Annotated in this window: 9 protein-coding genes; 1 reads left to right on the top strand and 8 read right to left on the bottom strand. The window is 36.9% G+C overall.

Annotated features, from left to right (window positions below):
- Window positions 1-10 precede the first annotated feature (10 nt).
- From HDC33_RS14500 to HDC33_RS14465, 8 genes are all read right to left on the bottom strand, one after another.
- A complete protein-coding gene (locus tag HDC33_RS14500) occupies window positions 11-1,831 on the bottom strand; it encodes an IucA/IucC family protein (RefSeq protein WP_179393275.1) in 1,821 nt (606 codons plus the stop codon).
- A complete protein-coding gene (locus HDC33_RS14495; protein WP_179393274.1) occupies window positions 1,806-3,038 on the bottom strand; it encodes a type III PLP-dependent enzyme in 1,233 nt (410 codons plus the stop codon). The genes HDC33_RS14500 and HDC33_RS14495 overlap by 26 nt, the downstream gene beginning before the upstream one ends.
- Window positions 3,028-3,813, bottom strand: a complete 786-nt coding sequence (locus tag HDC33_RS14490; RefSeq protein ID WP_179393273.1) for an HpcH/HpaI aldolase family protein — start codon at window positions 3,811-3,813, stop codon at window positions 3,028-3,030. Before HDC33_RS14490 ends, HDC33_RS14495 begins: the two co-directional genes overlap by 11 nt.
- Window positions 3,810-5,588: an IucA/IucC family protein gene (locus HDC33_RS14485; protein WP_179393272.1), complete on the bottom strand. Its 1,779-nt coding sequence runs from the start codon at window positions 5,586-5,588 to the stop codon at window positions 3,810-3,812. Before HDC33_RS14485 ends, HDC33_RS14490 begins: the two co-directional genes overlap by 4 nt.
- Window positions 5,563-7,242 (bottom strand): IucA/IucC family protein, encoded by a 1,680-nt coding sequence (locus tag HDC33_RS14480; RefSeq protein WP_179393271.1) that lies wholly within the window; start codon window positions 7,240-7,242, stop codon window positions 5,563-5,565. Before HDC33_RS14480 ends, HDC33_RS14485 begins: the two co-directional genes overlap by 26 nt.
- Window positions 7,232-8,647, bottom strand: coding sequence for an MFS transporter (locus HDC33_RS14475; RefSeq protein ID WP_179393270.1), 1,416 nt, complete (start codon window positions 8,645-8,647; stop codon window positions 7,232-7,234). The genes HDC33_RS14480 and HDC33_RS14475 overlap by 11 nt, the downstream gene beginning before the upstream one ends.
- A gap of 5 nt (window positions 8,648-8,652) precedes the next feature.
- Window positions 8,653-10,011 carry a diaminobutyrate--2-oxoglutarate transaminase gene (locus HDC33_RS14470; protein ID WP_179393269.1) on the bottom strand — a complete coding sequence of 453 codons (1,359 nt, stop codon included), beginning with the start codon at window positions 10,009-10,011 and terminating at the stop codon, window positions 8,653-8,655.
- 401 nt (window positions 10,012-10,412) lie between these two features.
- On the bottom strand, window positions 10,413-12,797 hold the full coding sequence (locus HDC33_RS14465) for a polyprenyl synthetase family protein (protein WP_179393268.1): 2,385 nt from the start codon (window positions 12,795-12,797) through the stop codon (window positions 10,413-10,415).
- Window positions 12,798-13,450: 653 nt separating this feature from the next.
- On the opposite strand from HDC33_RS14465, the gene HDC33_RS14460 reads away from it, so the two are divergent.
- Window positions 13,451-13,822 (top strand): GntR family transcriptional regulator, encoded by a 372-nt coding sequence (locus HDC33_RS14460; protein WP_179393267.1) that lies wholly within the window; start codon window positions 13,451-13,453, stop codon window positions 13,820-13,822.
- Window positions 13,823-13,830 lie beyond the last annotated feature (8 nt).

The raw sequence follows: 13,830 nt of genomic DNA, 5'->3' as shown, positions 1-13,830 counted from the left end.
AGATTTCCTCCTATCGATTCTTGAAAAATGGATTGTGCCCGACACCCTTTCCGGATGGCATTGCCCCTGGTACACCATCAGATTCTAGTAATGGCCGAATGATTAACTTCACAGGCCACTCTTTACTTTCAAATAGCTCATAGTGCAGTACTTCTCTATCCGCTTCAGGAATATCAATTTTCTCTAACGATTCTCTAAACGCTTTTTCTGTTATCTGCCAAAATACTTTTTCCGGAATATCATACTTCTGCGATAACGATTCGATTATTGCGGCCAAATTCACTTGAGTTCCAAGAGATTGAACATAGTATATTAATTTTTCAATCGTTTCATTGTATAAACTATTCGAAAAACCAGGCCTAATATGGTAGTTAGGATCTTTGATTTGATGTTTATCTAAATACGGTTGATATAGACGCACTGAATCATGATCTCTAAATAACAACCCTACTATTTTGTTATATTTCAGTACTAGACAACAATTTTGACCATGTATTTCAGGGACTATTCCGACTTTAAATAACCTCATGATAATATCATAGAATGTTTTTGTTACATCCGTATAAAAGTTGAGAACATCTTGATGTGTTATAGTTTCTCCTAAGATTTCAGTCAAAAAGTGTTTCCCATTCATCAACACTCCTAAAGAAGACATAGGTATGATTTTATAATTATTTTTCATAATTTCTTGTGGATAAATTCTAACTTGGGCGGCCAAATGGCGAGGATGATCATCAAAAAGCCCCATTGTTTGAGGCATATAGCCCCACCAATTTTTTTCTTCACATAAAAATACTCTATCCGCAAGCGTCTCATCGCAAGCTATTGCCTGTCGAAACAATTGCTCTCCGACTAACCCGTTTAATAATTTTACAACTGGCAAATATCTAGCTGCACCTAAAGATGTAACACTAATTGGTAACTTCAACATTTTCGTTGATTCTTCAGTTGATACTAATGAACGTACTGAAGACGTTGCTAAAAAATCACCCACTTCTGAATCTAGAATAACTATCGTTTTGTCATCTAATTCTTTTTTGAAATTCGGTAAAATAATATTTTTTAATTGCCACGGATGAACAGGTATTATTGTATATGTTTCTTTCGATATTCCTCTTAGTATCAGCTCTTTTTCGATGATTGCTTTTTGCTCATCGTTTAACGCTTCCAGGCTATCAATGCCATTCTCTTGGCACCCTCGCATGATTGAATCGTTACGTATAGCCGACCAAAACAAGGTTACAGGCTTGCCAAACTCAGCCATATAGTTTTGATAATCTTGTTGATTAAAACCTATTTTCGCTTTGGATATAGGATGAAATGGTCGATCGCGTAGAGATGCAATCATCTCTCCTTTAACATACCAATCGTAAGGTGTCTTAGGCGTAATAGATTCGTGATTTTCAATAAGTTCCAGACTGTAATGTAATTGCTGAATAGATATCGTTACTCCTTCTAAGAAGTCTGCTACACCTGGATGTGCATACGCTTCTTTGGATAGCGTATGGCGTAAAACAAATTGACAGAGCATCATAGGCGAACTAATTTCCACCCAATCCTCATTTTCCTTCCTGTAAATAGAAGAATCAGCAACCCATTGATATCCCTGACGATGCCCTTCTTCTATGAGAAAACAAAATTCATCTACATAAATCAAAGGCTGTTGAAATTCGAGATAAAGATTTTGAATTGCACTTGGTGCTGTCGTGAAACTTTTCGATGTATGTTCATCAATAGTAAAAAATTGTTCTGCAATAAATGCATTCATTAAATCTTTCATTATTAATTGTTCAGCAGTAGCTCGTTTAGTCTGTGTTATTGTTTGATTCATAATGATCCCCTTCCGTTATGTAGTAAAACGCAGGATGTGGATGACCTAAGAAGTCATGATGAGATATTGTCCAACAATATGCACCTGATTTCTCAAAAATAATGGCATCTCCAACACGTAAAACTTCCACTTTTGCATCTTTATAAAGTTGATCCTTTGGCGTGCATAACTCACCAACTATCGTTACGTTCGAATTGTTTAGTTCAGGTCTTTGAAAAGGATAATTCCACCTTGCCAGGTGTTCAACGGCAAACGGATGATTATGCCCCCAAGAAGCAGGTAGTCTATTATGATGTGTACCGCCTCTTACTAACGCATAGCAGTGGCCAACTGACATTTTTATATCCACTACTTCTGCAACATAATAGCCATAGTCAGCAACTATAAATCTTCCTGGTTCAAAGAATAATTGTGTATCACTTAAGTTTGACACTTCTTGACTTTGTGCTAAAAGGGACGTAAAAAGAGGCCAGTCAAATCCCGGTGAATCGTCATAAGAGACGCCAAAACCACCCCCAGCATTAATGACTTTAATATCTAACCCATAAATCTCCTTCCATTGTTCTACTTTTCGAATATAATAAGTAACCATTTCAACATGTAACTCTGCTTGCATGTTATTAGATAAAGAATGGAAGTGAAAACCGCTTAAATGTACATGCGTATTTTCTTCATCTCTCAAAATAGAGATAGCCTCTTCAATTAGTTGTTCATCTATTCCAAATTGACTTGGGCGACCTCCCATTAAAATCTTGGTTTTAGGTAATGTGTCTGTTCTTAAATTAATTCGTAATAAAACTTGTATGTGCTTATCGCTTTTTTTCGTTAAACTGATCAATTTGCGAAGTTCTAAAAGACTTTCCACATGAATATACGAGACATTTTCCTTGATAGCCATTTCAAGCTCATAATCTTTCTTACATGGTCCTCCGAACAAAATAGGTACACTTTTGGAAACTTCTCTTACTATTTTCAACTCGCCTATCGATGCAATTTCAAACCCTTTCACTAGCGGTAATAGTGCCTGAATAATTTTCTTATCTGGATTTGCTTTAATCGCATAAAATAAGTTAGTTTGCTTAGGCATTGTTTTCAACATATTTTTTACATGTTTTTGGATTCCTGCTAAATCATAAATATAAGTACAGATTGGATCCGGATTTTTTTCGTGCATTTCAGTTAGCAATTTCCTTATATTACGATTCATAATTTCCTCCAGTTAAACTTCGATAGTCAGCCAACTTTTCCCTATATGCACGGAATGCTGTACCCCTCTCGTCTCCTAGCACAAAAATATTCACTCCCATTTCCGCCCATTTTTCATGATTGTTATGATTTCTGGAAACAATTGCGTAAGGCACTTTATATTGCTTCGATACTTCATATAATTTTTCTAAATTTGTTTGCACTTCAAGATGATTTGTATCCCAAGGTACAGAGAGTGATTGAGAAAGATCCGCTGCACCTTCCAAAACAAAACTTATATGCGGTGAAGATAAAATAGAATGACTTTCATTAATACCATCTAAACTTTCTATCATCGGAACTATCATAATTTCTTCATTAGCTTTAGCTATATAATCGCTTAAAGAATGTTTCGCGAAAGCACCTGGTCTACCGCTATTAAGACTTCTCATACCAATCGGATGATAGTAGGCATAGGTAATTGCTTTTTCCACTTCTTCCTTTGATGTAACTTGAGGTATGACAATACCTTGTGCTCCACAATCAAGAACTTTCAATATTTCAATCCTGTCCACTTTAGAAATTCTGACTAGTGGCGTAATAGCTAACAACTCTGCAGCGCGAATCATATTTTCAATTGTTTCCATATTTGTTGAGGCATGTTCATAATCAATGATGACAAAATCAAATTCCGCATAGCCAATCAACTCAACCATAATGGGATGTGGTATAGACACAAACATTCCAAATACAGGTTGCTTTCTTTTTATCTTTTCTTTGAGCGTATTTTGTTTCATTTACGTCCCTCCTTTGCCAGTAACAAAGGATTTTTCACTTTACGGAAGTACAACTTTCCATCTCCGTAAATACGTCGCTTCGACATTTCTTCTATTGATGCATTTTCCGAGAATAGATTAAACAAGTCAAAGCGGTCTTTAAATTGTGGATACTCATTTTGATACGCTGTTATCGTATCTACACATTTGCACCAAAAATCTTTTTCACTTAAACCGAATTTTTCAAACGTAAAACAAATTTCTGTCATACAAATGAAGAAAAAAGCATCATATGTATAGTCTCTAACTTCTGATACATCTTCGGTTTGGATAAACGAATACCTATTAAATTTCTTATGACTTTCTGGCTCTGGATTTAATTTTGGTGCTAAATCCGGTCTCAAGAGATGCTCGGGAGCGTATCGAACGCCATCATGCAAATCTTTTATAATAATCCGTTTTGGTAAATTGTTTTCCACCACCAATATTATATTTTGGGCATGAGATTCTAGCGCTATTCCATGGGCATACAGCAGGTGTATAATCGGAAGTGTCACAACTTCAATAAGTGCATCACTCCAAGCCTCAATCCCATATTGATCTATCGCTGATTGAATAAATAACTCGCCGTTTTTTTGGGTAAGCGATAGGACATTTAGTGGCCAAGCCTCTTCGTTATCCTCTAAATAGGTTGAAACGTTTTCTCTGTAAATTGCGCCGAGAGTTCCATAAGCCGACTTATATTGAATTGGATCTAGCTCGTCATATCGAAAGGAAACGCCCATCACTTCTCTTAAAATATTCGTATTCCCTTTCGATAATAAGGAGTCATTTTTAATAACTTTATGTAACCAGTCACTTACTAGGGGTGCATTTTGAGTTGTATGATGTGCAAGAATACGACTGGTTGAGGTATTTGTTATACTTAACGGGAATTTTATATATGGTGCTTCCGCGTTATCGCGATGAGATAACGAGCGGATAGATTGTTGCGCTCTATAAGGAGTAATGGATGTACCTAAAATCACAATATCCTTGTCATTCAGTTGCTGAGCGAAGACAGATTGAATCTGATGCTCCAATTGCCAAGGATGCACCGGTAAGAGAACATATTTTTTATCTGTACTCCCTTTCTCTTTACTAATTTCCATAATCTTATTTTTCTCTTCTTCCGCCACATGATGCTTTACTATTTCATCAAAAGACATCTCTTTAGATACGTTGACATCTACTAGTTGCTCATTTACCGCAACCCAGTAAATAGATACTTCTTGATTAAATTCTGGTCCATAGGCAAAGTTATCTGCTAAAGAAAAACCAATTCGTGATTTATAGCTTGGATGATAAGGATGACCGTCCACCATATGACTTTCCAATGCTTCATAATTTTTATCTTGTTCTGGTATTTGGTCCAATTGAAATTGCTTAGATTGGTTATCTTTTGCTACTGTTTCTAACAACTCATTAATGAACTGCGAAGTATTCGGGGCTTCCAGGTTATTCTGAAGTATTTCTTCAAGAAATAGATATATATTAGAGCATGCCTTTCCTTTTCTTTTAATAGAATTTTTTTCTAATTTAATTCTGCCGAAAGACCATTTCACATCCGCTTTACAAGAATAAGTAACGAAATCACCTGTAGCGCTTTTTCCAGTAAAGGACCACTCTCTTTCATTTTTAGATACTTCTATTATTTCTTCATATAGTAATGCCTCCATTGTTTGGCGCATAACTCTCTCTTTTACTTCATCCATGCGTGATGACTTCTCTTTATACAAGTAATTTAGCGTTACCATACGTTTCACTCCCTACTGTATTCATTACGTTTTTCACTGGAATGTAAGATGGTGTCTCGCTTTTCCCTAGGAGGCAACTCATCATATTTTTTTTAGCAGTAAACGTTCTAGTTGTTAGTAAATGATGAACAAATTGATTTTCATTTCTTTCATATTCTTGCATGAGAACTTGACGTACGATTGCCCAGAATTTTTTCTCTGCAACATTTACATCTTTTGCTAGTGCATGAATTAACGATCCCAAATGATTAACGACAAAATAGTATGAAGTGCGTGCCCAAGTTTCTTCCTTTTGGTAGAAAAGAGGCCCCGTCATATCAACATCATCTGTAACCTTTTCTATATTCACGCTAACACCTTCTAAATCTCTAATAATAAATACATCAGGCAAGCCATTCTTTATCGTCACTAAAGAATTTTGCAAATGAGCTTCGAAATGAATTCCTTTCTCTTCTGCTAAGCGAACAATTGGCAACAGTGATATTTCTAAATACCGTACGAACCATTGCTCTACATTTTGGTTACCAATCATTGAGCATAATCGGGATTGAACTCCTTCAACGGGAGCTTCAATTAAACTAGACAGAACATAAGTCGACGCTTCATCGAATTCAAGTGGACGGTAGACAATAGTAAATAATTTAGTTAAATCTTCATTTTCAAAACGACAAGTACATACACCTACCTCGTACGATATATATGTATGTACTTCTTGTTGGAAGCAGTCTCTATGCAATAAATAAGTAGTCGCATCCAACGTTCTACGCATCTGTTCTTTATTATTATTTCTCATCATATTAGTTATTTGAATGTTTAACGATAGCTTTACATTACAATTCATCTCCGGAATAAATACTGTACGCACCGAAGATGTCGGATACGCCATCGGTCCAAAACTACCTAGAGGAATAATCTTTTCTTGATCAATATAATCACGTACTTCTTTAATCATTTTCACATGTTCATATTGCCATGGGTGTATTGGTAATATTGCATAAGCATCCTTTTTATCTTTAAGTACGTGTTGTACATGTTTTTTAACACTTTCATGCAGTTCTATTCTTCTTTCTTCCGACACCCATTCTTCATGGAAAATATCTTTTCTAACAGCTAAATAACATAACGGAAATGAAGTACGGAGCTCAGGACAGAACTTTTCGACTTCATCCTCTGTAAATCCTTGGGTATTTTTAGGGAATGGATGAAACGGATGTCCATATAACACAGATTGCTCTGATGACAAGTAATTCCAATCAGATTGATTAGCTGGTCGATTTAAAAATAATGCTAATTTGTGATAGCTATTTTCAACTTTACTGGAAAAGCTATCCGATCCTTCGTCTGTAATTAGTTGGTTAGCATGTTTTAGCTCTTCTATAATCAATTGAACCAAGAAAGAATAATCCAACTGCCTATCTTCTTTAACATAAAAATTCTCGTATTCATGCTCACCCATCTCAGAGTAAAATGCTAGAATTCCTGAAATGATTATGTCACTCGTTGGGAAATAGATTGAATAAGCCTTCTTTTTTGGAGTAGCAGGAAAGACATTCAATTTCCCACTACAAAACTCTCTAATATAGCAATTTAATAGAGTCTTACACGTATGGAAATTTGCTTGTTCCGCGCTGTTAACTTGTTTATTATCTGCCATTTTCAACACCCACATCTATTTTTCTATTTAGTAGTAAAACTAGTGGTAACGCTACTAACATTACACCCCCTAACACTATGCACTCTTCTTTTAAGGCCATCCATTTCGCGTCATTATCAGACTCTCCCAACCTACTAATCAGTTGCCAACGAACATCGTAATAAACGGTCAATAGCATCACTGTAAATGAGGATGCTAAACGCTTTATTGTATTTGACAATGCTGATCCTTCGTGTAGATCGTCATCCATTAATGAATTAAGCCCAATTGTCGTTACTGTCATATTTGATAATCCAATACCAATTCCTCTCATTGCCATTAAAATGACAATGAGAATTAATGATGCAGCCTTCGAAATAAATGCAAACAACAATACGGAAATTGCAAGTAGACCAACACCATAAGCAATAAAATGCAGTGATTTGCCTGTATCAATTAAGTTTCCACCAATCCAAACAAACAAGCTCGTACAAATGGCTGTCGGAATAAACATGGCGCCCGTTACTGTAGGCGATAAATTAAACACTTCTTGAAACATCAATGGAAAAATAAAGATGACTCCAAACATGACGGAAGCCTGTATCGCAGATACTATGACTGAAATTGCGAATATCGGATTACGTAATAGCTTGAAACGAATTAAAGGTTCGTTTTGTAAATTCTCTTTTCGAATAAAACAAATCAAAATCACTATGCCAAACAAAAATAGTACACCTATTATCCATCTTGGAATAGTCGGATTTGAAGCCATCTGAATACCTAAACTTACTCCACTAATGCCCAAGACCATTAATAGTATACTTTGAAGGCGAACAGTTTTTCTATTAGCTGGTTGATCGGCTTTGATCTGGCTGCAACACAACAGTAATGAAAGTAAACCAATCGGAACATTTATCCAAAATAGATGTTGTAACTCACCAAATTGAATAATGATACCTCCAAATGTTGGACCAATAGCTGGCGCAATAGTTAACAACATTCCCCATAAACCGGTCACTTTTCCGCGAACTTCTTTACCGTACACATCAAATAACAAAACTAACGATAGAGGAATCATCAAACCAGCGGCAATGCCATGCATAAAGCGAACTAACAATAGAACTTGTACATATTGATAAAGTAATCCACCCACAATAGAAAACAAACAATATAAACTAACTCCAATAATATATGTTTTCTTTCTACCGAGACGATCGACTATACTAGCCGTTAACGGCATTGTTATCAACATTGCTAAAAGGTAAATGGTAATAATCCATCCACCATATATAGTGGATATATCATACATTTGAAGTAAGCTTGGTACTAAAATATTAAAAGCACTATTCGTCAAAACTAACGTAAATGAGCCTAGTAAGACAGAACATAAAACAGAATGCTTTTTCAACATGTATAATTTAGTCATTCGTACTAGCTATTCCTATTACTCATTTGAATGGCTTCAACAACAGATTTTTCAAAAATACGTAACACTTCTGTCGCTTCATTTTTCGTAATTGTCAATGGCGGTAAGAAACGCATGACTGCTGAATGACGTCCTCCTACTTCAATAATCAATCCATTCTTAAAACATCTTTCTTGAATTTGTAGAGCCAACTCTTCAAATTGTGGATAATGTCCTAAACTATCTTTGCAACCTCTTGGATTTACAATTTCAACCCCGATCATCAATCCCCTGCCACGAACATCACCAATCTCTTTATATATCCTTTGTAAATCGGTAAGCTTTTCGAAAAATTGCTCGCTACGTAGTTTTACATTTTCGAGTATATTGTTTTCTTTAATATATTTTAAAGTTGCCAACCCTGTAGCCATACCCAATTGGTTGCCGCGGAATGTCCCAATATGTGCACCTGGATTCCATTGATCCAGTTCTTCTTTATAAATCACAATCGACATTGGAAGACTTCCACCAATCGCTTTCGAACAAATAATGACATCTGGGATGATGCCAGCATGTTCAAACGAAAACATTTTACCAGTTCTTCCGATTCCTGTTTGGACTTCATCTACCACTAAAGGAATCCCTCTTTTGGCAGTAATACGCCTCATTTCTCTTAACCATTCAATATCAGCGGGAATTGCTCCACCTTCCCCTTGCACGGTTTCAAATATCATACAGCAAGGAGAAGCAATACCACTTTCACAATCATCTAGCAGATTCTCTATATATTGCGCACTGATTCTAGCTGTCTGACCCTCGCCAATACCAAATGGACATCTATATTCATAAGGAAAAGGTAAAAAATGAACATCAGGCAATAAACTTTGCAAATGTTGTTTTTTGCTTAGGTTACCGCTCATCGACATAGTCGCTTGCGTCGATCCATGGTAACCACCTTGAAACGCCAAGATAGACTTACCCTTAGTTGCATTTTTCACTAGTTTAATAGCTGCCTCAACGCCATCCGCACCTGTCGGTCCGCAGAATTGTATTTTAGTGGAATCCTTTAATTCTTTTGGCAACATGGAGAATATTTCTTGCATAAATTCTATTTTTAAAGGGGTTGCTAAGTCTAACGTATGTAATGGAATTTGTTGTTTTAGCACATCTTCTATCGCTTGAACGACAACTTGAGGATTGTGTCCTAAAGCCAGTGTGCCTGCACCAGATAAACAATCATAATAACTTTTTCCTTCTACATCCATTATCATGACACCTTTGGCTTTTTCAATAACGATTGGAAAATGACGTGGATAAGACTTTGCATTAGATTCTTTCTCATTCTGTATAGTTAAATACGTACTTTCTGTTTTGCATGTAATCATTATCAGATTCTCCTTTTTAGTTTGAATATAAATACCACCTTAGCTGAGAATGATTATCATTGTCAAGTGTAACGTGAGAACATTTACCAATATGCAAAAGGATGCTAACAACTTTTCATTTGAATTGCTTAAAATGCCTCCTAATACATGGTTAAATTGTGGCATTCTAGATGATAGGTGAATGGACATTGAGGTATAAAAGTAGATTTCGGGAGCAACTATTAGGTATAAGGTTGCTTCTTGCATAGTGATTAAGAAGCGGTTTACACATCTTATGTATCGTAGGCATAAAAAAAGGAAGAACAATACCTTTTAGAGGTATACGCTCTTCCTTTTTTCTAGTCTTTTTCTATGAGACAAAAAGACTTCGGTATGCTATCCAATTTTCAGGGATAATAAACCTAATGATCCCGATTCACAATATAATGTAGCAACTGCTTCAAAAAAGCAGTATTACGTGGCACTTCTTGCAACGTTTCCATTGCAATACAATAATGTTCCCACATCTCTTTCCTGGCACCAACAACACCTAGGATTGAGACAAACGTCGTATTGTTGTTCTCAACGTCTTTTCCAATGGGTTTTCCGAGTACATTCTGATCACCTTCAACATCAAGCAGGTCATCCTTAATCTGAAATGCAATGCCGGCATGACGGGCGAATCTTTTCAAAGCTTCCATTTCCGACTCCTCTGCACGGGCGAGAATTGCAGGCATTAGGAGAGAAGCTTCGAATGCGATCCCAGTCTTATAAAAGCACATCCTGTTCAATTGTTCCAACGTCAATTGTTTCCCTCTGGAATCCAAATCCATCTCCTGTCCCCTGCACATATCCCCAGCTATGCGGGACGAATAGCGAATCAAGTTTATCACCGTTTTCGAATCGAACTGGTCAAGAGTCGTTTGTTCCTCAATCGCTTTTTGGGTCAGAAACAGACCGGTTAATTCTGCTACGGCAACGTCATACTCCTGATGTAGGGTTGGACGCCCCCTACGAGTGGATGCATTATCTTGGGATGGCAGATCATCGAAAATTAGGGATGCAGTATGCATATATTCTAATGATCTCAGAAGTGGCACGATTGACGACTCATTCAGCCCATATCCGTTAACACCCATGACCCACGTCATGATTGGCCTTAGTCGCTTTCCATCACCTGCCAGACTGTAATTTGCGGCATCGATTATGGGCTCTCCCATCAATGAAACACTCTCTGCCTCGGGAATAGGTAACATGTCGTTGATCTGAATCCGTACGGTTTCGACTGTATCTATAAAGTCTTCCCGCTCCTTGCGTTCACTTTTCAAATTCGTAATCATATGATCGCGCAGCAGTTTATCAAAGAAATCTACATCGTTCGCTTTTCGAACCATACGTTGGATGACTTTGTTGAATGTAGGATTTCCCGAAGCATATAAGCTCATAACCTCGTTGTATTTTTTAGTTCCCATTCGTTTTTTAAATCGTTTCAGTCCGTTTATTGCACGATTGAGTATGACCTCTAGAGTCTTGCTATCTGAGTGATACACATTATGGATCAAATTGAAGATGACCGTCCAATACAATTCAAAGGGATTTATGAGATCAAAGCGCTTATCATGATATTTCATATAGTAGGTATAAGGTGTTACTCTTCCTTCCTTCATATCATCAAACATATCTGCAAAATCATCCGCCAGCTGGTTGTAAATGCCATATGAGAATGTTCGGTTATGAAAGCCCTCATCCTCAGGAGCACTAATTACTGAACGGGTGATCAAACGTGAAGAAGAAGATTTTAAAATGACAGGTATATAAAGCTCTTCATTGGTGTAATTTGCATTGGATAAATCCTTTACTCGATCCACTTCCTGGGAATTAAAAAACACATAGGACTGCTCGAAAAAACTTTTTCTTGTCTCTGATCGCTGAAGGTCCTTAATATACTCAAAAGCATCTCGGAGTTCCGAATGGATAAATCGGATGAGTTCCGCGTTTTTTCCGGTCCACTCTTCCAATTCAGGAACAGCCCCTGTAATAAGTGTTGTACGTATTAGATCGGAATATCGTTTTTTCTCTTGAGTTGATAAAACGTTGGCATCCAAAAGGTCGTCAATGAATGGATACGTCAGACCATAGGAATACCCAAGCCTAATCGCTTCATCAAGTTTTCGGGTACGTTCTACAGGAGTAATTTCAGCGTCCATCTCTTCAACCACATGTAGGATTACCCCTGCTATGATTTTAATGAGTTTTCGCTTCGCTTCCTCCGCATCCATTCCCTCTGGAATATGGGAGGATACAGTCTTTAATTTTCCTATCACCCAGATCATTGTGGATTCAACGCCTTCCTTCTGGGCTAGCCGGTACAATCCAGCCATGCTAAACGTCTCCAATTTACTCCCAGAATTCGTCGGATTGGAATGAGTTAGGTGATTTTTCAAACTATCAACTGTACGTTGAACTCTGGATTGTGTATCAGGGGAGTTTAATGCTTTGCCCAAGTCCCGTAAGTAAATATAGGAAATGCTCCGATTCAAGTAATTATCTAGTTTACCTGTGTAATCCAGCCATTGGATATACGTGTGATAGCATTTGGAATCAGGTCCTCCCTTTCCACGCGAAAAAAAGGATACAACTGAATTCGGATGAATATGGTTCTTTTTCCAGTACTGTATATCTTTTATCAAGGGAGGGACATAAGTCTTTTCCATAAGTTGCACAGAAAGTGATGTAAAATAATGAGCAGCCTCCTGCTCAGCCAACCGATAGTGTGCATCAGCATTTTTTGTTAACTCTTCATTCATACATTTCAATACCTCTAATCAATGTTCTTTGATCTATCACTAGTTTTGCATGAAGTAAATTTAAAAATTTCGCTCTTAGCATAGAAATTGTTGATAGTTGAGTCAATTTCATAATAGAGGATTTTGTATTAAAATCCGAACAAAGTTGATTTCCACTACAGGCGGACGCTTTCCGCGGGCACGGCTTCAATCAACGGAACTCATTCATCCATCAACTAATTAAAGATAAATGGGAGAAACGAAATCATTGTCCAAATGGATTTAGACCGGTTACCACCTATCCTATTCCATTATAAAGGTTTTTATATGCGGAAAATATAAGTAGTGAACATTTTGGGCGTTTATATATTAAAACTATCTTGATGCAGCACTAGTCAGAGAAGTTGTGCAAATTATTGTGGGTCGAGTGATAAAGTTGAGTATGATAGTGTTGTTTGACAGTAAAGGTGTATTAAGTATATAATACAAAGTACATTGTGTATCAACAACTTAATACACATCGTTTTTTCTAAACGCATTCTTTTATCAAGACTGTATTATAAGCTTAATACAGTTGTTGTAAATGGAGTTTTGTACATTTTTTTGCCATCGCTGTATTATCCACTTAATACAGAGATGGCGTAAATACATCATGTTTATTGGGAGTTGGGTTTATGGATGTGAAGTTTAATAATCGTGATCCTGTTTATGTGCAAGTGATTCGGCAATTTAAAGAACAAATTGCAACAGGTTACTTTGAACCGGGACAGGAAATTCCATCGAGAAGGGAACTAGCTAATCAGCTGAAGATTAATCCAAATACGGCGCAACGGGCGTATAAAGAAATGGAGGAACAAGGGTTGATTTTTACGGAGGGAAAATTGCCGAGTCGCATTACAAAGGATGAGCAGGTGCTAAAAATGGTAAGAGAGGAATTGATTTTAGAGGCGGTTGATACGTTTGTTCATTCGGTTCGCTCAATCAATGTACCTGTACAGGAGGCCTTGAATTTAGTGAAGAACAAGTATGATAGGGAAATGAATTAAATGGGGGG

Source organism: Sporosarcina sp. JAI121 (genome assembly GCF_013408665.1).
Classification (GTDB): domain Bacteria; phylum Bacillota; class Bacilli; order Bacillales_A; family Planococcaceae; genus Sporosarcina.
Note: the sequence above shows the minus strand (reverse complement) of the source record. Positions and strands in the feature narration are given on the sequence as shown.